29 protein-coding genes are annotated in these 23,054 nt (G+C 44.4%); all 29 read right to left on the bottom strand.

What is annotated here, in order from left to right:
* Positions 1-19: 19 nt before the first annotated feature.
* The gene (gene secY / locus AC3WTJ_RS37325) at positions 20-1,324 is read right to left on the bottom strand and encodes a preprotein translocase subunit SecY (protein ID WP_157326746.1); all 1,305 of its coding nucleotides are present in this window, start codon (positions 1,322-1,324) and stop codon (positions 20-22) included.
* The gene (rplO, locus tag AC3WTJ_RS37320) at positions 1,324-1,764 is read right to left on the bottom strand and encodes a 50S ribosomal protein L15 (RefSeq protein ID WP_127457532.1); all 441 of its coding nucleotides are present in this window, start codon (positions 1,762-1,764) and stop codon (positions 1,324-1,326) included. The genes secY and rplO overlap by 1 nt, the downstream gene beginning before the upstream one ends.
* Positions 1,765-1,800: 36 nt before the next feature.
* Positions 1,801-1,989: a 50S ribosomal protein L30 gene (gene rpmD, locus AC3WTJ_RS37315; protein ID WP_079417994.1), complete on the bottom strand. Its 189-nt coding sequence runs from the start codon at positions 1,987-1,989 to the stop codon at positions 1,801-1,803.
* Positions 1,990-2,000: 11 nt separating this feature from the next.
* Positions 2,001-2,498: a 30S ribosomal protein S5 gene (rpsE, locus tag AC3WTJ_RS37310; protein WP_029196451.1), complete on the bottom strand. Its 498-nt coding sequence runs from the start codon at positions 2,496-2,498 to the stop codon at positions 2,001-2,003.
* A 28-nt stretch (positions 2,499-2,526) separates the two neighbouring features.
* Positions 2,527-2,895 carry a 50S ribosomal protein L18 gene (gene rplR / locus AC3WTJ_RS37305; protein WP_157326747.1) on the bottom strand — a complete coding sequence of 123 codons (369 nt, stop codon included), beginning with the start codon at positions 2,893-2,895 and terminating at the stop codon, positions 2,527-2,529.
* Between the two features lie 100 nt (positions 2,896-2,995).
* Positions 2,996-3,538 (bottom strand): 50S ribosomal protein L6, encoded by a 543-nt coding sequence (rplF, locus tag AC3WTJ_RS37300; RefSeq protein ID WP_315955990.1) that lies wholly within the window; start codon positions 3,536-3,538, stop codon positions 2,996-2,998.
* A 29-nt stretch (positions 3,539-3,567) separates the two neighbouring features.
* Positions 3,568-3,966, bottom strand: coding sequence for a 30S ribosomal protein S8 (gene rpsH, locus AC3WTJ_RS37295; protein WP_029196454.1), 399 nt, complete (start codon positions 3,964-3,966; stop codon positions 3,568-3,570).
* 32 nt (positions 3,967-3,998) lie between these two features.
* Positions 3,999-4,184, bottom strand: a complete 186-nt coding sequence (locus tag AC3WTJ_RS37290) for a type Z 30S ribosomal protein S14 (RefSeq protein WP_029196455.1) — start codon at positions 4,182-4,184, stop codon at positions 3,999-4,001.
* 36 nt (positions 4,185-4,220) lie between these two features.
* On the bottom strand, positions 4,221-4,763 hold the full coding sequence (rplE, locus tag AC3WTJ_RS37285; protein ID WP_157326749.1) for a 50S ribosomal protein L5: 543 nt from the start codon (positions 4,761-4,763) through the stop codon (positions 4,221-4,223).
* Positions 4,764-4,796: 33 nt separating this feature from the next.
* Complete coding sequence (gene rplX, locus AC3WTJ_RS37280) at positions 4,797-5,150, bottom strand: 50S ribosomal protein L24 (RefSeq protein ID WP_209856245.1); 354 nt, start codon at positions 5,148-5,150, stop codon at positions 4,797-4,799.
* Between the two features lie 51 nt (positions 5,151-5,201).
* Positions 5,202-5,570, bottom strand: a complete 369-nt coding sequence (rplN, locus tag AC3WTJ_RS37275; RefSeq protein ID WP_028557485.1) for a 50S ribosomal protein L14 — start codon at positions 5,568-5,570, stop codon at positions 5,202-5,204.
* A 35-nt stretch (positions 5,571-5,605) separates the two neighbouring features.
* Positions 5,606-5,869 carry a 30S ribosomal protein S17 gene (gene rpsQ / locus AC3WTJ_RS37270; RefSeq protein WP_157326750.1) on the bottom strand — a complete coding sequence of 88 codons (264 nt, stop codon included), beginning with the start codon at positions 5,867-5,869 and terminating at the stop codon, positions 5,606-5,608.
* 27 nt (positions 5,870-5,896) lie between these two features.
* Entirely contained in the window at positions 5,897-6,094 is a 198-nt protein-coding gene (gene rpmC, locus AC3WTJ_RS37265) for a 50S ribosomal protein L29 (protein WP_028557487.1), read from the bottom strand.
* On the bottom strand, positions 6,084-6,518 hold the full coding sequence (rplP, locus tag AC3WTJ_RS37260) for a 50S ribosomal protein L16 (protein WP_157326751.1): 435 nt from the start codon (positions 6,516-6,518) through the stop codon (positions 6,084-6,086). Before rplP ends, rpmC begins: the two co-directional genes overlap by 11 nt.
* Before the next feature lie 3 nt (positions 6,519-6,521).
* Positions 6,522-7,184: a 30S ribosomal protein S3 gene (gene rpsC, locus AC3WTJ_RS37255; RefSeq protein WP_167067701.1), complete on the bottom strand. Its 663-nt coding sequence runs from the start codon at positions 7,182-7,184 to the stop codon at positions 6,522-6,524.
* A gap of 13 nt (positions 7,185-7,197) precedes the next feature.
* Positions 7,198-7,530 (bottom strand): 50S ribosomal protein L22, encoded by a 333-nt coding sequence (gene rplV, locus AC3WTJ_RS37250; RefSeq protein WP_028557490.1) that lies wholly within the window; start codon positions 7,528-7,530, stop codon positions 7,198-7,200.
* A 31-nt stretch (positions 7,531-7,561) separates the two neighbouring features.
* Positions 7,562-7,840, bottom strand: a complete 279-nt coding sequence (gene rpsS, locus AC3WTJ_RS37245) for a 30S ribosomal protein S19 (protein ID WP_029196461.1) — start codon at positions 7,838-7,840, stop codon at positions 7,562-7,564.
* Positions 7,841-7,888: 48 nt separating this feature from the next.
* Complete coding sequence (gene rplB / locus AC3WTJ_RS37240) at positions 7,889-8,719, bottom strand: 50S ribosomal protein L2 (RefSeq protein WP_492526775.1); 831 nt, start codon at positions 8,717-8,719, stop codon at positions 7,889-7,891.
* A 30-nt stretch (positions 8,720-8,749) separates the two neighbouring features.
* Positions 8,750-9,040 carry a 50S ribosomal protein L23 gene (gene rplW / locus AC3WTJ_RS37235; RefSeq protein WP_127457540.1) on the bottom strand — a complete coding sequence of 97 codons (291 nt, stop codon included), beginning with the start codon at positions 9,038-9,040 and terminating at the stop codon, positions 8,750-8,752.
* The gene (rplD, locus tag AC3WTJ_RS37230) at positions 9,037-9,663 is read right to left on the bottom strand and encodes a 50S ribosomal protein L4 (RefSeq protein ID WP_127457541.1); all 627 of its coding nucleotides are present in this window, start codon (positions 9,661-9,663) and stop codon (positions 9,037-9,039) included. The genes rplW and rplD overlap by 4 nt, the downstream gene beginning before the upstream one ends.
* Positions 9,664-9,679: 16 nt before the next feature.
* Positions 9,680-10,303, bottom strand: coding sequence for a 50S ribosomal protein L3 (rplC, locus tag AC3WTJ_RS37225; protein ID WP_029196463.1), 624 nt, complete (start codon positions 10,301-10,303; stop codon positions 9,680-9,682).
* A gap of 45 nt (positions 10,304-10,348) precedes the next feature.
* Positions 10,349-10,657, bottom strand: a complete 309-nt coding sequence (gene rpsJ, locus AC3WTJ_RS37220) for a 30S ribosomal protein S10 (RefSeq protein ID WP_028557496.1) — start codon at positions 10,655-10,657, stop codon at positions 10,349-10,351.
* 239 nt (positions 10,658-10,896) lie between these two features.
* Positions 10,897-12,087: an elongation factor Tu gene (tuf, locus tag AC3WTJ_RS37215; protein ID WP_145669490.1), complete on the bottom strand. Its 1,191-nt coding sequence runs from the start codon at positions 12,085-12,087 to the stop codon at positions 10,897-10,899.
* Positions 12,088-12,126: 39 nt separating this feature from the next.
* Positions 12,127-14,202 carry an elongation factor G gene (gene fusA / locus AC3WTJ_RS37210; RefSeq protein ID WP_157326752.1) on the bottom strand — a complete coding sequence of 692 codons (2,076 nt, stop codon included), beginning with the start codon at positions 14,200-14,202 and terminating at the stop codon, positions 12,127-12,129.
* Between the two features lie 39 nt (positions 14,203-14,241).
* Positions 14,242-14,712 carry a 30S ribosomal protein S7 gene (rpsG, locus tag AC3WTJ_RS37205; RefSeq protein ID WP_127457544.1) on the bottom strand — a complete coding sequence of 157 codons (471 nt, stop codon included), beginning with the start codon at positions 14,710-14,712 and terminating at the stop codon, positions 14,242-14,244.
* Between the two features lie 44 nt (positions 14,713-14,756).
* Positions 14,757-15,176 carry a 30S ribosomal protein S12 gene (gene rpsL, locus AC3WTJ_RS37200; RefSeq protein ID WP_028557500.1) on the bottom strand — a complete coding sequence of 140 codons (420 nt, stop codon included), beginning with the start codon at positions 15,174-15,176 and terminating at the stop codon, positions 14,757-14,759.
* A gap of 162 nt (positions 15,177-15,338) precedes the next feature.
* The gene (locus AC3WTJ_RS37195; RefSeq protein ID WP_145669483.1) at positions 15,339-15,590 is read right to left on the bottom strand and encodes a ribosomal L7Ae/L30e/S12e/Gadd45 family protein; all 252 of its coding nucleotides are present in this window, start codon (positions 15,588-15,590) and stop codon (positions 15,339-15,341) included.
* Between the two features lie 174 nt (positions 15,591-15,764).
* Positions 15,765-19,385 (bottom strand): DNA-directed RNA polymerase subunit beta', encoded by a 3,621-nt coding sequence (gene rpoC, locus AC3WTJ_RS37190; protein WP_492526770.1) that lies wholly within the window; start codon positions 19,383-19,385, stop codon positions 15,765-15,767.
* Between the two features lie 69 nt (positions 19,386-19,454).
* Positions 19,455-22,994, bottom strand: coding sequence for a DNA-directed RNA polymerase subunit beta (gene rpoB / locus AC3WTJ_RS37185; RefSeq protein WP_315955994.1), 3,540 nt, complete (start codon positions 22,992-22,994; stop codon positions 19,455-19,457).
* Positions 22,995-23,054: the final 60 nt, after the last annotated feature.

Here is a 23,054-nt window from a genome sequence, read left to right as displayed (position 1 = left end):
CCCCATCAGAACCTATTTGCTATTTATTGATAAAACCTTTGTAATGCCGTTTAATCAATTGGCTCTCGATTTGTTTCATCGTTTCAAGACCAACGCCTACTACGATAAGTAAAGAAGTACCACCAATCCGAACCGAACTTGGCAAACCTGCAAGACCTCCAAAAAGCATAGGGAGAATCGAGATTGCTGAGAGAAACAGAGCTCCAGAAAGAGTAATTCTAGTCATTACACGAGTCAGATAAACAGAAGTTGTTTTACCAGGTCTGATCCCCGGTATGTAGCCGCCATTTTTCTTCATCTGATCAGCCATTTGAACTGGATTAATTTGTACGAAAGTGTAGAAGTATGTGAAACCGATAATCAACAGTACATACAGAACAATCGCTAACGGAGCAGTCTGGTTAATACTCAAGTTGTTAATAATCCATTCTGCAACGACATTACCTCTCCAGTAACTTGCAATGGTTGGAGGGAACATTAATAACGAAAGTGCAAAGATAACTGGGATTACACCAGCAGCATTCACTTTAAGTGGAATGTGCGTAGTTTGACCACCATACATTTTACGACCAACTACTCGCTTAGCATATTGTACAGGAATCTTACGAACCCCTTGTTGTACAAAGATGACACCAGCAATAATCAGCACAACAACGATAGCAATAATGATCAGTTTTACGATATTCAGGAACAAAGCTCCTTCGGTCGCAAACAGTGACTTGTAGATTTGCTGTATGCTTGTAGGAATCGCCGCGACGATACCTGCAAAGATGATAATGGAAATACCGTTGCCAATCCCAAATTCAGTGATTTGCTCCCCGAGCCACATCAAGAAAGCTGTACCAGCAGTCAGTACGATAGCAATCAAAGCAAATGTTGCGAAACCTGGATCAATAACGAGCCCGCTATATAAGCGGTTGAACCCGATTGAAAGACCGAATGCTTGCACAATACCTAGGATGATTGTACCGTAGCGAGTAACTTGCGTCATCTTCTTTCTTCCAACATCGCCTTCTTTCGCCCATTGCGCAAAGCGCGGGACTACATCCATGGACAAAAGCTGAACGATGATAGAAGCTGTGATGTAAGGCATAATTCCCATCGCAAAGATGGAGAACTGGAAGAGCGCACCGCCGGAAAACGTGTTAAGCAAACCAAAGACATCGCTCTGATTCGCTTGGTCTTGAAGTTTAAGAACATCTGTATTTATGTTAGGTACCGGAATGAAAGCACCTAAACGGTAGACGATTAACAAGATGAGTGTAAAAACAATCCTTCTACGCAAATCCTCTACCTTGAAGATGTTGGCTATGGTACTGAACATTAAATCACCTCGGTTTGACCGCCGGCAGCTTGGATTTTCTCAATCGCTGATTGAGAGAACTTATTCGCTTTAACGGTTAATTTTACTGTGATTTCACCGTTTCCTAAAATCTTGATGCCGTCTTTAGGAGCTTTAACAATACCAGACTCCATTAAAACTTCTGGAGTAACTTCGGTACCAGCTGCGAAATTGTTCAAATCTTCAAGGTTCACGATTGCGTACTCCGTACGGAAACGGTTCGTGAAACCACGTTTAGGTAAACGACGGTATAATGGATTTTGTCCACCCTCGAATCCAGGACGAACGCCACCACCGGAACGAGCGTTTTGACCTTTGTGTCCGCGAGTTGATGTTTTACCCATACCACTACTTGTTCCACGTCCAACACGTTTGCGAGTTTGACGAGCGCCTGTAGCAGAACTTAGTTCATGTAACTTCATCGTTGTACACCTCCTCTAGATCTTAATATCGTGCAATTATGCTTCGATTTCTTTAACTTCTACCAAATGGCTCACTTGATTAACCATACCTCTGATTGCTGCGTTATCTTGGTGAAGAACAGTTTGGTGCAGCTTGCGCAGACCAAGAGTTTTCACAGTAACACGTTGCGTTTCAGGGCGGCCAATCAGGCTGCGTTTTAGGGTAATTTGTAGTTGTTTCGCCATGTTTACCCCTCCTAACCTAGTAACTCTTGAACAGTTTTACCACGAAGCTTTGCAACTTCTTCCGCTTTTTTCAAACGGCTTAAGCCTTCAAGCGTTGCGTTAACCATGTTCATAGAGTTCGATGAACCCAGGGATTTTGTCAAAATATCGCCGATACCAGCAAGTTCAAGTACTGCACGAACTGGTCCGCCTGCGATAACTCCTGTACCTTGGGAAGCTGGTTTAAGCAGAACGCGTCCTGCTCCAAACTTACCAGTTACAAGGTGAGGAATAGAAGTGCCTACGATTGGAACATGAATCAAGTTCTTTTTCGCATCTTCAATTCCTTTGCGGATTGCATCAGGAACTTCGGAAGCTTTACCGATTCCTGCGCCAACCCAGCCATTGCCATCGCCAACGACAACAAGTGCGCTGAAGCTGAAACGACGTCCGCCTTTTACTACTTTAGCTACGCGATTAATATTAACAACTTTTTCTGTTAGCTCTAAAGTATTAGGATCTACACGCAAGTCTTTTACCTCCTTATATATCTATTTCCTAGAATTCTAGTCCAGCTTCACGAGCTGCATCAGCCAATGCTTGCACACGTCCATGATAAAGGTATCCACCGCGGTCAAATACCACTTGGTTTACACCTTTTTCTTTCGCACGTGCTGCGATCAATGCGCCAACTTTACGAGCAGCTTCTACGTTACCACCGTTACCGATATCGCTTTTCAGATCTTTATCTTGTGTAGATGCAGCAGCAATTGTAACACCAGTAGTGTCATCAATCAGTTGAGCATACATGTGTTTGGAAGAACGGAAAATGTTCAAACGTGGGCGAGCAGTAGTACCTTCAATTTTCTTACGAACGCGAAGGTGTCTTTTCAAACGTGCTTTGTTTTTATCGCCTTTAGTAATCATCTATACTTACACTCCTTTCATCACTTATGATGCGAGGCTTATGCTTAGATAGCAAGCTTTCTCACGAAAGCTCTTAGCTATTACCCGCGATCTAACGATCTTATTTCTTCTTACCAGCCTTACCTTCTTTACGAAGAATACGCTCGCCTTCATACTTGATACCTTTACCTTTATACGGCTCAGGCTCACGTACGGCACGAACTTTAGCTGCCATAGCACCAACGAGTTCTTTATCAATTCCGCGAACGATAATTTTAGTGTTCGAAGGAACTTCAAACTCAATACCGCCCTCTGGAGTGATTTCAACTGGGTGAGAGTACCCTACGTTAAGAACCAGTTTGTCACCGCTTTTGTTAGCACGGTAACCTACACCTACTAGATCCAAAGATTTCGCGAAACCTTCCGTTACACCACTTACCATGTTGGCAACAACACTACGTGTTGTACCATGCAAAGCACGGTGGAGTTTATTGTCGGAAGGGCGCTCAACGGAAATCTCGTTTTCTAGAACACTTACTTTCATATCTTTATGAAGTTCACGGGACAAAGAACCTTTAGGGCCTTTAACCGTGATTTGAGTATTCTCTAGTGTTACATTTACACCACTTGGAATGGTGATTGGTTTGCGACCAATACGAGACATGTTTGCACCTCCATTCAATTACAATTGTATTACCAAACGTAGCAGATAACCTCTCCGCCAGCTTTGGATTGACGAGCATCTTTATCCGTCATAACTCCTTTAGATGTGGAGATGATGGCAATCCCTAATCCGCCCAATACACGAGGGATTTCTTGTGATTTTGTGTAAACGCGTAGTCCTGGTTTGGAGATTCTCTTCAAACCGGAGATAACACGCTCATTGTTTGAACCGTATTTCAGGAACAAACGAATGATACCTTGTTTGCTATCTTCAACGTACTCAGCATCACGGATAAATCCTTCTTTTTTAAGGATTTCAGCGATTTCCCTTTTCACTTTTGATGCAGGGATTTCAACTGTTTCATGACGTACGATATTCGCATTACGAATGCGAGTTAGCATATCTGCAATTGGATCTGACATGACCATTTGTGTAAACCTCCTTCCCGAAAATAGGGTGATTACCAGCTTGCTTTTTTCACGCCTGGAATCTGACCTTTGTGTGCTAATTCGCGGAAACAAATCCGACAAATTTTGAACTTGCGAAGCACTGAATGCGGACGTCCGCAGCGCTCACAACGTGTGTATGCTTGCACTTTAAACTTCGGGGTACGTTGTTGTTTGACTTTCATCGAAGTTTTTGCCACTTAATATAACACCTCCTGATAGGTACGACCTGGAACCTATTTAACGAAAGGCGCTCCGAGTTGTGTTAAAAGCTCGCGAGCTTCCTCGTCGGACTTAGCCGTTGTTACGATAACGATATCCATACCACGAACTTTATCAACCTTATCATACTCAATTTCAGGGAAAATGAGTTGTTCTTTCAAACCTAGCGTGTAGTTCCCACGGCCATCAAAAGCCTTGTTGGAAATACCGCGGAAGTCACGTACACGTGGAAGTGATACGTTGAAAAGTTTATCCAAGAAATGATACATGCGCTCGCCGCGAAGTGTAACCTTCACACCGATTGGCATGTTCTCACGAAGTTTGAAACCCGCGATTGCTTTTTTGGATTTAGTTACAACTGGTTTTTGACCAGCGATTTTTTGAAGATCTTCTACTGCAGTATCAAGCACTTTGGAATTCGATACAGCCTCACCAACACCCATGTTGATAACGATCTTCTCGATTTTAGGAACTTGCATAACTGTTGAGTAGTTAAACTTTTGAATTAACGCTGGAGTAATTTCGTTCAAATAACGATCTTTCATTCTTACTGCCATGACTCAATTGCCTCCTTTCCATGCTTATTTGTATTAGTCGATAACTTCGCCGGATTTTTTCGCGATACGAACTTTCGTTCCGTTATCCAATACTTTGTATCCTACGCGAGTAGGTTTGCCGCTCTTAGGATCAATCAGCATCACGTTAGAAACGTGGATCGCAGCTTCTTGATTCAAGATACCGCCTTGTGGGTTTTGTTGGGATGGTTTCGCATGTTTCTTAACCATGTTTACACCTTCAACCAGTACACGGTTTTGACGAGGATAAGCAGCGATTACACGGCCCTTCTTACCTTTGTCTTTACCAGTGATTACAAAAACCGTATCGTCTTTTTTCACGTGCAGTTTATTGTTATGAGATTCTAATCTCTTTTTAGTTCTTGGCATTAGCTTCTACACCTCCTGAGGTTTCCCGTAAGGAAAACAGACTAACTGTTCTTAGATAACTTCTGGAGCCAAGGATACGATCTTCATGAAGTCTCTGTCACGAAGTTCGCGTGCAACTGGTCCAAAGATACGTGTACCACGTGGACTTTTATCTTCTTTCACGATAACAGCCGCATTCTCATCAAATGAGATATATGATCCGTCTTTACGGCGAGCACCGCTCTTCGTACGAACGATAACTGCTTTAACAACGTCACCTTTTTTGACAACGCCACCAGGTGTTGCTTCTTTTACTGAACATACGATCAAATCACCAATGTGACCAACGCGACGACCAGTACCACCCAAAACACGGATACACATCAATTGCTTAGCACCGGAGTTGTCAGCGACAGCCAAACGAGTAAATGGTTGAATCATCGTATTCCCTCCTTTCGGGGTTCATATCTAGATTATTAGATAACAACTGCTACTTCAAGAACTTCAACAAGTCTCCAAGATTTATCTTTGGACAATGGTCTAGTTTCGGAGATTTTCACAGTGTCACCGATTTTAGCTTGATTGTTTTCATCATGAGCTTTGAATTTCTTCGTATATTTGATTCTCTTGTGGTAGAGATCATGTTTTTTGTAAGTTTCAACAGCAACAACAATGGTTTTATCCATTTTATCGCTGACAACTTTACCGATCAGAACTTTACGATCGTTACGTTCAGCCATCTAAGGAAGCCTCCCTTCTAGATTTGGTTACCCAATACCCAATTCTCTTTCACGCAAAATAGTCTTGGCACGAGCGATCTCTTTACGCAAATCACGAATTTGAGTCGGATTGTCCAATTGACCAGTAGCTAGTTGAAAACGGAGGTTAAAGAGTTCTTCTTTAAAACCATTAACTTTTTGCTCGATTTCAGCAGTGGTTAAGTTCCGGAATTCACTACCCTTCATTTGCTTCACCGCCTACTTCTTCTCTTTTCACGAACTTCGTTTTGATTGGAAGCTTGTGAGCAGCAAGACGCATCGCTTCGCGAGCGACCTCTTCACTAACACCAGCAAGTTCAAACAAAATTTTGCCCGGTTTTACTACGGAAACCCATTTCTCCACGTTACCTTTACCGCTACCCATACGAACTTCAAGCGGTTTTTGTGTAACTGGTTTAGCTGGGAAAATTTTAATCCAAACTTTACCGCCACGTTTGATATAACGTGTCATGGCAATACGAGCTGCTTCGATTTGACGGTTGGTTACCCAAGCCGGTTCAACTGCTTGCAGACCATATTCGCCAAAAGCTACTTCCGTTCCGCCTTTAGCGCGACCTTTCATGCTACCGCGGTGTTCTTTACGGTGTTTTACACGTTTAGGTACTAACATGATTTAATTTCCTCCTTCCGGCTGAGCCTTTTTCTTAGCTGTCGGAAGCACTTCTCCACGATAGATCCATACTTTTACACCAATACGTCCGTAAGTAGTGTGCGCTTCTGCAGTACCGTAGTCGATATCAGCACGAAGCGTATGAAGTGGAACAGTTCCTTCGCTATATCCTTCCGTACGAGCGATCTCAGCGCCGCCAAGACGTCCGCTAGTTGCTACTTTGATACCTTTTGCTCCGGATCTCATTGTTCTTTGCATAGCTTGTTTCATTGCACGACGGAAAGAAACACGACGCTCCAATTGAAGTGCAACTGCCTCAGCTACTAGGATAGCATCAAGGTCAGGGCTTTTGATTTCAGAAATGTTGATGTGAACTTTTTTATTGGACAAGCCAGCGATGTAGTTGCGAATAACTTCAACTTCAGCTCCGCCTTTACCAATAACCATTCCTGGTTTTGCAGTATGAATCGTTACGTTCACACGGTTAGCCGCGCGTTCGATGTCGATATGGGAAACTGCAGAATCTTTAAGTTTATTTTTTAAGTATTCGCGGATTTTGACGTCTTCAAGCAACAGAGTTCCGAAATCTTTCTCTGCAAACCATTTGGACTCCCAATCACGAATAATACCAATTCTTAGGCCTACCGGGTTGACTTTCTGACCCACACGTTATCCCTCCTTATTTCTCAGATACCACGATTGTAATGTGGCTGGTACGTTTTTTGATCGCGCTAGCGCGGCCCATTGCACGTTGTTGGAACCTTTTCATTGTCGGTCCTTGGTTAACAAACGTCTCAGAAACCACTAGCTTATTAGGATCTAATGAGTAGTTATGCTCTGCATTGGCAATTGCGGAGTTTAGAAGTTTCTCCAGGATTGGAGAAGCTGCTTTAGGCGTATGACGCAGAATCGCGATCGCTTCACCTACCGCTTTTCCCCGAATCAAGTCAACAACTAGCTTTGCTTTACGAGGAGCAATCCGAGCGTGGTTCAATATTGCTTTAGCTTGCATGGTAGTACCTCCTCTCGGTTAAAAATTGAAATTAACGTTTACCGGTTTTCTTATCGTCATCGTGACCTTTGTAAGTACGTGTTGGAGCAAATTCACCAAGCTTATGTCCAACCATATCTTCTGTTACATATACAGGCACGTGTTTTCTTCCATCGTACACTCCGAAAGTGTGACCAACGAATTGCGGGTAAATCGTAGAACGACGGGACCACGTTTTGATAACCAACTTTTTGCTGGATGTGTTCAAGTCTTCTACTTTTTTCAGTAAGTATCCATCGATAAATGGACCTTTCTTTAAGCTGCGACCCATGGGTGTTCCTCCCTTCCTTGAACCTCAAGAAAATTCATATATCCTAGATTACTTCGTACGACGACGTACAATGTATTTATCGGATGCTTTACCTTTTTTACGAGTTTTGTAACCAAGCGTCGGTTTACCCCATGGAGACATAGGTGATTTACGTCCGATTGGTGCGCGTCCTTCACCACCACCGTGTGGGTGATCATTCGGGTTCATTACAACCCCACGAACTTGAGGACGATTGCCTTTCCAACGATTACGTCCTGCTTTACCGATTTTCACGAGTTCGTGATCTTCGTTACCAACAGAACCTACAGTTGCGCGGCAAACTTTAAGAACTTTACGAACTTCACCAGAGGATAGGCGAATTGTTACATAAGTTTCTTCTTTACCAAGAAGTTGAGCTTCCGTACCAGCAGCGCGCACTAGTTGTGCACCTTTACCCGGTTTCAACTCGATGTTGTGGATAACTGTACCTACTGGAATGTTTTCCAAAGGAAGAGCATTACCGATTTTGATATCGGATTGTGGTCCGGATACAATACGATCGTCCACTTTAAGACCTTTAGGAGCGATGATGTATCTTTTCTCACCATCAGCATAGTGGATCAATGCGATGTTTGCGGAACGGTTAGGATCGTACTCAATTGTAGCAACGCGTCCTGGTATTCCATCTTTAGTACGTTTGAAATCGATAATACGGTATTTACGTTTGTGTCCGCCGCCATGGTGACGAACTGTAATTTTACCTTGGTTATTACGACCAGCATGCTTGAACAAAGGAGCAAGCAATGATTTCTCCGGTGTTGATGTTGTGATTTCTTCAAAAGTAGAAACCGACATCGCACGACGAGCTGGTGAGGTTGGTTTATATTTTTTAATTGGCACTCTGATTTCCTCCTTACTTTAAGAAATGGTTTATACCGATTCAAAGAATTCCAATTCTTTGCTTTCTGCGCTTAGGGACACGATAGCTTTCTTCCAAATGGAAGTGTAACCAGAGTGACGACCATAACGTTTTGGCTTAGCTGGCATTCTGAGTGTGTTTACATTTGTAACCTTCACTTTGAAGATTGCTTCGATGGCTTGTTTGATTTCTGTTTTGTTAGCGCGAAGATCCACTTCGAAAACATACTTTTTATTAGCCATTAGGTCGCTTGTACGCTCAGTGATGATCGGGCGCTTGATAATGTCGCGTGGATTTTTCATTGTGCAAGCACCTCCTCAACTTTCTGTACAGCCTCTTGCGTAATGATCAATTTGTCATACAACATGACATCACGAACATTTACGCCATTAGCAGCAACGAATTTCACACCTGGGATGTTACGAGCAGACAAAGCTACGTTGGAGTCGTTATCTACGCCTACAACCAATACTTTGCGATCAACTTTCAGGTTGTTCAAGATTGCTACAAATTCTTTCGTTTTAGGAGCATTCAATTGAAGTTGATCCAATACGATCAAGTTGTTATCAAGAACTTTCGAGGACAAAGCGGATTTGATCGCTAAGCGACGAACTTTTCTTGGCAATTTGAAACCATAGCTACGAGGAGTTGGTCCGAATACGGTACCGCCGCCTTTCCACTGTGGAGCGCGGATACTACCTTGACGAGCACGGCCAGTTCCTTTTTGTTTCCAAGGTTTACGACCACCGCCGCGAACTTCCGAACGACCTTTTGTTTTGTGAGTTCCTTGGCGCACAGCTGCTTGTTGCAAAAGAACAGCTTCGTGAATCGCGTGAACGTGAGGCTCAATTCCGAAAACGACGTCAGACAGTTCAACTTCTCCTACCTGAGCACCTGTTACATTATATAAAGCTACTTTTGGCATCTGTCTTCCTCCTTTCTTACTTTTTAACAGCAGACTTCACGCTAACGTAGCTGTTTTTAGGACCCGGAATGGAACCTTTAACTAGCAATACATTACGCTCAGCATCTACTTTGATAATTTGAAGATTTTGTAAAGTAACAGTCTCGTTACCCATGTGTCCTGGCAACTTTTTACCTTTTGGAACGCGGTTCGCTTGAATGGAACCCATCGAACCTGGTCCGCGGTGGTAACGGGAGCCGTGAGCCATAGGGCCTGTTGACTGGTTATGTCTTTTGATATTACCTTGGAAACCTTTACCTTTGGAAGTACCCGTTACATCAACGAATTCGCCCTCTGTGAACAGATCTGCTTTCAATTCTTGGCCAACTTCATAGTCACCCAATTGAATGCCGCGAATTTCTTTAACGTAGCGCTTAGGCGTTGCCCCTGCTTTTTTCGCATGGCCAAGCTCTGGTTTAATGATACGGCTAGCTTTCACATCATCAAAACCGATTTGGATTGACTCATATCCGTCGTTATCCACATCTTTCTTTTGTAGAACCACACATGGTCCCGCTTGAATGACAGTTACCGGAACTACATTACCCTCCGGAGTAAACAACTGAGTCATCCCTAGTTTTTTTCCTAAGATACCTTTCATCGTTGACACCTCTTTTCCTTCCTAAACGTTCATTCTATAGTTGTTTTACAGTTTGATCTCGATGTCTACGCCAGACGGTAAGTCCAAACGCATTAGAGCATCAACTGTTTGTGGTGTTGGATTCACAATATCGATTAGACGCTTATGCGTACGCATTTCGAATTGCTCACGCGAATCCTTGTACTTGTGCACCGCACGAAGAATCGTGATGATTTGCTTCTCTGTCGGAAGCGGAATCGGACCGGATACACCTGCACCGGAACGCTTGGCAGTTTCCACGATTTTCTCAGCTGATTGATCAATGATTCTGTGATCATAAGCTTTCAAACGGATACGAATTTTTTGCTTTGCCATATAAGTCCCTCCTTCTATCGCCCAATTTAGTATCGGACATACTCCGCGAAAATTCTCCAACAACCTTTCCCATGGCAAAGGGTCCGGGTGTGTCGGCAACCTTTCGCATCATCGCAACGTCACAGACCAACGTTTTATATTATATAAAATTAACAAAGGAAATGCAAGCAAAACTTTAGGCATTCGCATAAAAAAACACTCATCGCCTAAACGATGAGTGTTTCTTCTATATAAAGGAATTACTTTTGAATTGTAGCAACCGCGCCCGCACCAACAGTACGTCCGCCTTCACGAATTGCGAAACGAGTTCCTTCTTCGATAGCGATTGGGTTGATCAGTTCAACTGTAACTGTGATGTTATCACCTGGCATAACCATTTCAGTACCTTCTGGAAGGTTGATGATACCTGTTACGTCAGTTGTACGGAAGTAGAACTGTGGACGGTAACCAGTGAAGAAAGGCTTGTGACGGCCACCCTCTTCTTTAGTTAGTACGTAGATTTGAGCTGTGAAGTTCGTGTGTGGTTTAACAGAACCTGGTTTCGCAAGTACTTGTCCACGCTCGATATCTTTACGGTCAACACCACGAAGAAGGGCACCGATGTTGTCACCAGCTTGAGCGGAGTCAAGCAATTTGCGGAACATCTCTACGCCTGTTACTACGCATTTGCGAGTTTCTTCAGCGATACCAACAATTTCAACTTCTTCTTGAACTTTAACAGTTCCACGCTCAACACGGCCAGTAGCAACTGTTCCACGACCAGTGATGGAGAATACATCCTCAACAGGCATAAGGAACGGTTTGTCAGTTTGACGCTCAGGAGTTGGGATGTAAGTGTCAACTTGTTCAAACAACTCAACAATTTTATCAGCCCATGCGCCATCTGGGTTTTGAAGAGCTTCACGAGCAGCACCGCGGATGATTGGAGTATCATCGCCTGGGAACTCGTATTCGTTAAGAAGGTCGCGAACTTCCATCTCAACCAATTCAAGCAACTCTTCGTCTTCAACCATGTCACATTTGTTAAGGAATACTACGATGTAAGGTACGCCTACTTGACGGGAAAGAAGGATGTGCTCACGAGTTTGCGGCATAGGGCCGTCGGCTGCGGATACAACCAAGATAGCTCCGTCCATTTGAGCAGCACCAGTGATCATGTTTTTAACATAGTCAGCATGTCCTGGGCAGTCAACGTGTGCGTAGTGACGGTTAGGAGTTTCGTACTCAACGTGAGCTGTAGAGATTGTGATACCGCGCTCGCGCTCTTCTGGTGCTTTATCGATTTGGTCGAAAGCTACTGCAGCTCCACCGTATCTTTTGGACAATACAGTTGTGATAGCAGCTGTCAAAGTTGTTTTACCATGGTCAACGTGACCGATAGTACCGATGTTAACATGCGGTTTATTACGTTCAAATTTAGCCTTTGCCATTTTAAACGATTCCTCCTTAGAGTGACTATTAGTTTTATATTAAGCGCCTTTGCCTTTTGCAATGATTTCTTCTGCAATGGACTTAGGTACTTCTTCATAATGTGAAAGTTCCATGGAGTAAACACCACGGCCTTGTGTTCTCGAACGAAGTGTTGTGGAATATCCAAACATTTCGGAAAGAGGTACCTTAGCACGGATGATTTGAGCGCCATGACGGTTATCCATACCTTCAATACGTCCACGACGGGAGTTAAGGTCACCCATAACATCGCCCATGTACTCTTCTGGCACAGTAACTTCAACCTTCATGATTGGTTCAAGAAGAACCGGTTTACATTTTTCTTTCGCAGCCTTAAGTGCCATGGAACCCGCAATTTTGAACGCCATTTCATTGGAGTCAACATCATGGTAAGATCCATCAACAACTGTAGCTTTAATGTCCACAAGCGGGAATCCTGCGATTACACCGTTTTTCATGGACTCTTCGATACCAGCTTGAATAGGTGCGATGTATTCTCTTGGAATAGAACCGCCCACTACTTTGCTTTCGAAAATGAAACCTGCACCCGCTTCTTGAGGTTCGAACTCAACCCAACAATGTCCGTATTGACCACGACCACCGGATTGACGAACGAATTTACCTTCAACTTTAGCCGCAGCGCGGAATGTTTCACGATAAGCAACTTGTGGTTTACCTACGTTGGTTTCTACTTTGAACTCGCGAAGCATACGGTCAACGAGGATTTCAAGGTGAAGCTCACCCATACCTGCGATGATCGTTTGTCCTGTTTCTTCGTCTGTGGAAGCACGGAAAGTAGGATCTTCTTCAGCAAGCTTTTGCAATGCGATACCCATTTTGTCTTGGTCGGCTTTCGTCTTCGGTTCAACAGCAAGCTGGATAACCGGTTCAGGGAAGACCATTTTCTCAAGAATAACTGGGTTTTTCTCATCACATAGTGTATCACCAGTCGTTGTATCTTTCAATCCAACGGCCGCGGCGATGTCACCAGCATATACAATGCTGATCTCTTGACGGCTGTTCGCATGCATTTGCAGAATACGACCAACGCGCTCACGTTTGCCTTTAGTCGCGTTAACGACATAGGAACCGGAGTTCAAGGTACCAGAGTACACACGGAAGAATGTAAGACGACCAACGAAAGGATCTGTCATGATTTTGAATGCAAGTGCTGAGAACGGTTGATCGTCAGCAGACTTACGAGTCACTTCAGTACCATCGTCAAGTACACCTTTAATGTCAGGTACATCAAGTGGGGATGGCAGGTAGTTAATAACTGCATCCAACATCAATTGAACACCCTTGTTTCTGTAAGAAGACCCTACGATAACTGGGAAGATTTTCACTTCACAGACACCTTTGCGTAGAGCTGCTTTGATCTCGTCGATAGTCAGTTCTTCACCTTCGAGATATTTCATTGTAAGCTCTTCATCAAGCTCAGCAACTTTCTCGATTAGTTCCAAACGAAGTTCTGCAACTTGATCTTTGAACTCAGCAGGAATTTCGACTTTCTCGATATCCTTGCCAAGATCGTCTTTGTACATATACGCCACTTCTTCAACCAAATCGATGATACCTTTGAAATCACTTTCAGCACCGATTGGAAGTTGAATAGCAACAGCATTTGCACCAAGTTTTTGACGCATGGAATCAACTACTTGCAGGAAGTCTGCGCCGATGATATCCATTTTGTTTACGTAAGCAATACGAGGAACGTTGTATTTATCAGCTTGTCTCCAAACTGTTTCCGATTGAGGCTCAACGCCCTCTTTCGCACTAAATACACCAACTGCTCCATCTAACACACGAAGGGAACGCTCTACCTCAACGGTAAAGTCAACGTGCCCCGGGGTATCGATAATATTGATGCGGTGACCTTCCCATTGCGCAGTTGTAGCGGCGGAAGTAATCGTGATTCCACGCTCTTGTTCTTGCTCCATCCAGTCCATCGTAGCAGCACCTTCGTGCACCTCTCCGATTTTGTGAACTTTACCAGTGTAGTACAGAATGCGCTCTGTAGTAGTAGTCTTACCAGCATCAATATGAGCCATGATCCCGATATTACGCGTGTTTGCTAAGGAGAACTCTCTAGCCATAGGTCGTTATGTCTCCTTTCTATAATCTGTTTTATTATTCTACCAACGATAGTGAGCGAACGCTTTGTTAGCTTCAGCCATCTTGTGTGTATCTTCACGTTTCTTAACGGAAGAACCTGTGCTATTGCTAGCATCGATAATTTCATAAGCCAATCTTTCTTCCATCGTCTTCTCACCGCGAAGACGGGAATAGTTGACCAACCAACGCAAACCAAGTGTCGTACGACGCTCTGGTTTAACTTCGATCGGCACTTGATAGTTCGCTCCACCTACACGGCGAGCTTTAACTTCAAGAACTGGCATGATGTTTTTGATAGCAGCTTCGAACACTTCCATCGGCTCTTTACCTGTACGATCTTTCACGAGGTTAAAAGCGTTATATAGAATGGACTGTGCTACCCCTCTTTTTCCATCGATCATAATACGATTGATAAGACGAGTAACAAGTTTGCTATTATAAATCGGATCTGGCAATACGTCTCTGCGAGTAACTGGACCTTTACGAGGCATAGTTATCCCCCTTTCTTATAAGAATCATCCCTGATTATTATTTCTTATTTTTTAACTTTCGGACGTTTAGTACCGTATTTGGAACGGGATTGCTTACGGTTGTTAACACCGGAAGTATCCAGCGCGCCACGCACGATGTGATAACGTACCCCTGGAAGATCTTTAATTCTACCTCCACGGATCAATACAACGCTGTGCTCTTGCAGGTTGTGACCGATACCTGGAATGTATGCTGTCACCTCTACACGGTTCGTTAAACGAACACGAGCATATTTACGAAGTGCGGAGTTAGGCTTCTTAGGAGTCATAGTACCTACACGCGTGCAGACACCACGTTTTTGAGGTGCACTCAAATCCGTTGCTTCTCTTTTCAAAGCGTTAAAACCTTTTTGCAAAGCTGGTGATTTAGATTTATCCACCTTCGCTTGACGACCTTTACGTACTAGTTGGTTAATTGTTGGCATATCGCCACCTCCTCCCTACATTCATAACATGATAAACTTCTTGCAAGCCCACAGATCCAGGCGAGTCATAAATGAGCAAAGAGAAAGTCTTTGCCAAGGGCAGCAGCAAAAAGTTACGAAAACTTATGTACGCCATCCCACTAACAAAAACGTCTTGAGCGTTTATTCATTTACAACAGCTGCTACCGCAGCTCCAACTTCAATTCCACATGCTTTACCTAGCATCTTCATAGAATCTACGTAGGTTATTGGCACACCCTTTTGATTACAGAGAGCTACCAGCTTTATCGTCAATCGCGGATCTGCATCTTTAGAAACAAAAACTTCAACAGCCCTGTCTTGCTCGACCGTCTTAGTAACTTTCTTCGTCCCTACACTTATATTCTTCGCCTGTTTGACTTTATCATAAGACATAAGGCACCCCCTCCAGAGAAAGGAAAGAATATCAACTTAGGCACACTACGATATATTAGCATTTTGGTGTTCCAGTGTCAAGGAAGAACTTCTTATCTTTTGGCATAATCATAGATTCGCAAGAAAAACCAAGAGGGACAGCGCATGTGGCCATCCCTCTTAGATAAATAGTCGTTATTCCACGGCTACTGTTTCTTTTTCGAGATCCTCATCTTGCACGATCACTTCGTTAGGATCCGTAATACGGATGTTCCGGTATCGAGGCATACCCGTTCCTGCAGGAATGAGCTTACCGATAATAACGTTCTCTTTCAGACCAAGCAATTGGTCGACCTTACCTTTGATGGCTGCATCCGTCAAGACACGCGTTGTTTCTTGGAAGGACGCCGCCGACAAGAAGGAATCAGTTTCAAGAGACGCTTTGGTGATACCGAGCAAGATAGGTCTTGCAACGGCTGGCTCATTGCCGGCGAACAAGGCTACTTTGTTGGCTGCTTCATATTCATGAATGTCTACGAAGGAACCTGGAAGCAGAGTTGTGTCTCCAGCATCAACGATGCGGATTTTACGCAACATTTGACGAACCATAACTTCAATATGCTTATCGTTAATTTCTACCCCTTGGTTACGGTAAACACGTTGAACCTCTTGCAGAATGTAGTTCTGCACGCCGCGGATACCTTTGATGCGAAGCATTTCTTTCGGATCGATTGATCCGTCTGTCAGCTCGTCTCCGGCTTCCACTTGTTGGTTCAGGGATACACGTACACGGGAACCGTAAGGAACTGCATATACTTTGGATTCCGCTTCACCTTGGACTTCAATTTCACGACGATCTTTGGCTTCGCGGATTTCTTTGACGACACCGTCGATTTCGGAAATGATCGCTTGACCTTTCGGATTCCGAGCTTCGAAAAGCTCTTGAATACGCGGCAAACCTTGCGTAATATCGTCTCCGGCAACACCACCGGTATGGAACGTACGCATTGTCAACTGTGTTCCTGGCTCACCGATGGATTGAGCGGCAATAATACCAACAGCCTCACCGATCTCAACGAATTGGCCAGTCGCCAAGTTGCGTCCATAACATTTCTTACAAACGCCGTGGTTCGTACGGCAGCTAAGAACAGAACGAATTTGAAGTCTTTCAATGCCAGCATCGATAATCGCATCCGCAATTTCAGACTCGATCAATTCGTTGCGTTGAACGATAACTTCGCCTGTTTGAGGATGACGAACAGTTTCAAATGCATAGCGCCCTTCAATACGGTCGTAGAGATCCTCAATGACCTCTTTGCCATCTTGGATTTTGCTAACCATGAAACCTTTGTCCGTACCGCAATCGTCTTCACGAACGATAACGTCCTGTGCTACGTCTACGAGACGACGAGTCAAGTAGCCCGAGTCAGCTGTACGAAGCGCTGTATCGGCAAGACCTTTACGCGCACCGTGCGTGGAGATAAAGTACTCCAAGATTGTCAGACCTTCACGGAAGTTCGATTTAATCGGCAACTCCATAATTTTACCGGATGGATTCGCCATCAAACCACGCATACCGCCAAGCTGTGTAATCTGAGATTTGTTACCCCGTGCTTTGGACTCAACCATCATAGAAATGGAGTTGTATTTATCAAGGGATTTCATCAGAATATCTGTGATTTCATCCTTCGCTTTACTCCAGATCGCGATAACACGGTCATAACGCTCTTCATCCGTAATCAAACCGCGGCGGTATTGGTTCGTTACTACGCGTACTTTCTCTTCGCAATCCTTAAGAATTCCTTCTTTTTCAGTCGGAACAACAACGTCAGAGACAGCTACGGTAATACCCGCTTTAGTGGAATACGTGAATCCAAGCTCTTTAATTTTATCAAGGATCATCGATGTTTGCGTCGTGTGGTATTTACGGAAGCACTCAGCAATGATGGAGCCAAGGTATTCCTTACCAACCGCTTTATTCTCAGGACGCTCAAGCATGATGGCTCTTAGATCAGCACCTTTATCAAACACAAAGTGAGAATCCGGAATACCATTCAGCAAGTTCGTTTTGGTAGGCTCATTGATGAATGGGAAATCACTTGGATAGATTTCGTTCATAATGATTTTACCGATAGTTGTAATCAACATTGCATTTTGTTGTTTTTCGGTAAAGCTAACTTTGTTCAACGCTTTAGCCGGAATTGCAACACGTGCATGTAACGCCATTTTGCCCGATTGGTAGGACGAAATCGCTTCGTGTACTGTTCTAATGATAGAACCAGCACCTTTGGCAAATTTGTTATCCGTTGTTAAGTAGAAGCTTCCAAGAACCATATCCTGTGAAGGCGTAACAACCGGTTTACCGTCTTTCGGATTCAAAATGTTACCTGACGCCAGCATCAGCAAACGAGCTTCAGCTTGAGCTTCAGATGATAATGGTACGTGGACCGCCATTTGGTCACCGTCGAAGTCAGCGTTATACGCTGTACATACGAGCGGATGCAGCTTGATGGCACGACCTTCAACGAGTATCGGCTCGAACGCCTGAATCCCGAGTCTATGCAATGTGGGGGCACGGTTCAGAAGAACCGGGTGCTCCTTAATGACTTCTTCTAGAACATCCCAAACATCTGGACTTACGCGCTCAACTTTACGTTTCGCACTCTTAATGTTATGGGCCAAACCTTTATTCACAAGCTCTTTCATTACGAAAGGCTTGAACAATTCAAGCGCCATTTCCTTCGGAAGACCACATTGGTACATCTTCAGGTTAGGACCTACTACGATAACGGAACGACCGGAGTAGTCAACACGTTTACCGAGCAAGTTTTGACGGAAACGTCCTTGTTTACCTTTCAGCATGTGGCTGAGGGATTTCAATGGACGGTTACCAGGACCTGTTACCGGACGGCCGCGACGACCGTTGTCGATTAGAGCATCTACTGCTTCTTGCAGCATGCGCTTCTCATTTTGAACGATGATGTCCGGTGCCCCTAGGTCAAGCAATCTTTTGAGACGGTTGTTACGGTTGATCACTCGGCGATAGAGATCATTCAAGTCGGAAGTCGCAAAGCGTCCTCCGTCAAGCTGTACCATCGGACGAAGCTCTGGCGGGATGACAGGAAGTACATCCAGAATCATCCAACCTGGAAGGTTCTTCGAGTTACGGAAAGCTTCCATAACTTCCAAGCGCTTGATCGCACGATTACGGCGTTGGCCTTGTGCTGTTTTCAATTCTTCTTTGAGTGTATCTACTTCACGTTCGATGTCGATATCGATCAGAAGCTTTTTAACGGCTTCAGCACCCATACCAGCTTGGAACGCGTAGCCATACTTCTCACGGTAGCTACGGTACTCTTTTTCGGAAAGCAACTGCTTTTTCTCCAAAGGTGTATCCCCTGGATCAGTTACCACGTAGGAAGCGAAGTAGATGATTTCCTCCAAAGATCTTGGAGACATATCCAACGCAAGACCCATGCGGCTTGGGATACCTTTGAAGTACCAGATATGGGATACAGGAGCAGCAAGCTCGATGTGTCCCATACGTTCGCGGCGCACTTTTTGGCGGGTTACTTCAACACCACAACGGTCACAAACGACGCCCTTGTAACGGACGCGTTTGTATTTACCGCAGTGACATTCCCAATCTTTGGTTGGCCCGAAGATCTTTTCACAGAAAAGACCTTCTTTCTCAGGCTTTAAAGTTCTGTAGTTAATGGTTTCCGGCTTCTTTACTTCCCCACGGGACCAAGAGCGAATTTTATCGGGTGATGCCAAACCGATTTTCATAAACTCGAAGTTGTTAACGTCCATCAAGGAGCAACCCTCCTTTAAGAATTTAAACCCACTATGCAGTGAATCGATCTCGATCTATTGTGGCGTTCTTTATTCGTTGACTCCTAATTCAGAGCCCTCTAAATTTAGGTTTAATTTATCGCTAGTGACTTCATCGTCATCATCGGCTTCTCGCATTTCGATCTCTTCTTCGTCGCCGGAAAGGATTTTGACATCCATACCCAAGCTTTGAAGCTCTTTGATCAAAACTTTGAATGATTCCGGAACGCCCGGTTCTGGAACATTCTCACCTTTGACAATGGACTCGTATGTTTTCACACGGCCTACGACGTCATCGGATTTCACAGTAAGAATTTCTTGCAGCGTATAGGCAGCACCGTATGCTTCAAGCGCCCATACCTCCATCTCCCCGAAACGTTGTCCACCAAACTGTGCTTTACCACCCAGCGGCTGCTGAGTAACAAGGGAGTAAGGTCCTGTGGAACGGGCATGGATTTTATCATCAACCATGTGTGCCAATTTGATCATGTACATGACGCCAACTGTAACTTCGCGTTCGAACGATTCCCCTGTACGACCATCGTACAGAATTGTTTTACCGCTGCGTTGCATGCCGGCTTCTTCCATTGCATCAAATACGTCGTACTCACGCGCTCCGTCGAATACAGGCGTTGCTGCGTGGATACCAAGGTACTTGGAGGCCATACCCAAGTGAACTTCAAGCACTTGACCAATGTTCATCCGAGAAGGAACCCCTAGTGGATTCAGTACAACTTCAACCGGCGTACCATCTGGAAGGAAAGGCATATCTTCTTCAGGGAGAATACGTGCTACTACCCCTTTGTTACCATGACGTCCCGCCATTTTGTCGCCTTCGGAAATCTTCCGTTTTTGTGCAATGTAGACACGTACAAGTTGGTTCACGCCTGGTGGCAGCTCATCGCCGTTCTCACGAGTAAATACTTTCACATCAACAACGATACCATCTGTACCATGCGGTACGCGAAGGGATGTATCACGAACTTCTCGAGCTTTCTCTCCGAAGATCGCATGCAGCAATCTTTCTTCCGCAGTAAGTTCAGTCACACCCTTAGGTGTTACTTTACCAACCAGGATATCGCCTGCGCCGATCTCGGCACCGACACGGATAATTCCGCGCTCGTCAAGATTCTTGAGTGCATCTTCCCCAACGTTCGGGATATCGCGAGTAATCTCTTCAGGTCCAAGCTTCGTGTCACGTGCTTCTGACTCATATTCCTCAATGTGAATAGATGTGTATACATCTTCTTTCACAAGCTTTTGGCTTAACAAGATCGCATCCTCGTAGTTGTAACCTTCCCAAGTCATGAAGGCAACGACAACGTTACGACCCAAAGCCAATTCGCCTTGCTCAGTCGATGGTCCATCAGCAAGTATATCTCCAGCTTTAATCAATTGACCCTTCTTCACGATCGGGCGTTGATTAATGCACGTACCTTGGTTGGAACGCATGAATTTGTGAAGCTTATATTTGACGATGTTGCCGCTGACCAATTTGCCGTCTACCATTTCCTGGCGGCGCAGCCAAATTTCATTTGCAGCAGCTTTCTCAATAATTCCATCAAATTTGGAGACAATACATACTCCCGAGTCCTTAGCGACTTTGTGCTCCATACCTGTACCAACAAGAGGTGCTTTTGGAATCAAAAGCGGTACCGCTTGACGCTGCATGTTCGAACCCATCAACGCACGGTTGGAGTCATCGTTTTCAAGGAACGGAATTAACGCAGTCGCAACGGATACAACTTGCTTCGGAGAAACGTCCATATAGTCGACACGTTCAACCGGCAGCGTTAAGTTATCATCCTTGTAACGAACGATAATCGCTGAATCAACGAACTTGTTATCTTCCGTCAACTGTGCGTTCGCTTGCGCGATAACGTAGTTATCTTCTTCGTCCGCAGTCAGGTAAGCGATTTGGTCAGTAACAGTTCCCGTCTTCGGATCTACCCAACGGTATGGAGCTTCAATGAAGCCATACTCATTAATACGGGCAAACGTTGACAAGGAGTTGATCAAACCAATGTTCGGTCCCTCTGGAGTCTCAATTGGACACATACGGCCATAGTGAGAGTGATGCACGTCACGAACTTCCATCCCTGCGCGCTCTCTCGTCAAACCGCCCGGTCCGAGTGCAGATAGACGTCTTTTGTGCGTAAGCTCAGCAAGCGGGTTCGTTTGGTCCATAAATTGAGAAAGCTGAGAACTACCAAAGAACTCTTTGATCGACGCAATAACTGGTCGAATATTGATCAAAGCTTGTGGCGTAATAACATTCGCGTCTTGAATGGACATACGTTCGCGAACAACACGTTCCATACGGGATAAACCGATACGGAATTGGTTCTGCAGCAATTCACCAACGGAACGAAGTCTACGGTTACCTAAGTGGTCAATATCATCCGTATTCCCGATCCCATGCAGCAAGTTGATGAAATAGTTAATGGATGAAATGATATCGGCAGGCGTGATGTTTTTAACTTGTTTGTCGATAACCCCGTTAGAGATTACTTTAACAACCTTGCCTTCTTCTGTAGGTGAGTACACATTAATGCACTGAACAGGGATTGTATCCGCGCCAGTTACACCTTTTGGAATGGAAAACTCTTTGTAGCCTGCTCCTTTTTCGATAAAAGGAAGGATTTCGTCTAATACACGACGATCCAGCAATTGCCCTGCTTCGGCGATGATTTCTCCCGTTTCGGAATCTACCAAAGTTTCAGCCAGACGTTGATTGAACAATCTATTTTTGATGTGTAATTTCTTGTTGATTTTGTAACGACCTACGTTAGCCAAATCATAACGCTTCGGATCAAAGAAACGAGCAACGATCAAGCTTCTTGCATTATCAAGCGTAGGCGGCTCACCCGGACGAAGACGCTCATAGATTTCGATTAACGCTTTTTCCGTAGAATCCGTGTTATCTTTATCGAGCGTATTACGGATATATTCATTGTCACCAAGCAAATCCAAAATCTCTGCATCTGTGCCAAATCCTAAAGAACGAAGCAATACCGTAACTGGAATTTTGCGCGTGCGATCGATACGAACATAGATAATGTCCTTCGCATCCGTCTCAAGCTCCAACCAAGCCCCACGGTTCGGAATAACCGTTGCCGTGTAAGTTTTTTTGCCGTTTTTATCCACTTTCGTGCTATAATAAACACTGGGGGAACGAACGAGCTGGGAGACGATTACACGCTCCGCACCGTTAATAATGAACGTTCCCGTATCGGTCATAATAGGGAAATCCCCCATGAACACTTCCTGTTCCTTGACCTCGCCGGTTTCCTTATTAATCAAACGGACTTTGACTCTTAACGGCGCCGCATAGGTTACGTCGCGTTCTTTGGATTCATCAACCGAATACTTAGGATCGCCTAAGCTATAGTCAATAAACTCCAGTACTAGGTTACCTGTGAAATCTTGAATCGGAGAGATATCCTGAAACATCTCACGTAATCCCTCTTCCAAAAACCACTCATACGATTTTTGCTGGATTTCAATCAGGTTTGGAATGCCCAGCACCTCATTAATTCGTGCATAAGTCCTGCGTTTACGTCGTCCAAATTGAACAAGATGTCCCGCCAACTTTCATTCACCCCTCAACTCTACTCAATAAATAAAAAGAAGAAGAAAAACTTCGACCGA

Source organism: Paenibacillus sp. FW101-FHT12H11, from assembly GCF_058790355.1.
The sequence above is the reverse complement of the archived record's forward strand: the minus strand, read 5'-3'. Positions and strand labels throughout refer to the sequence as shown.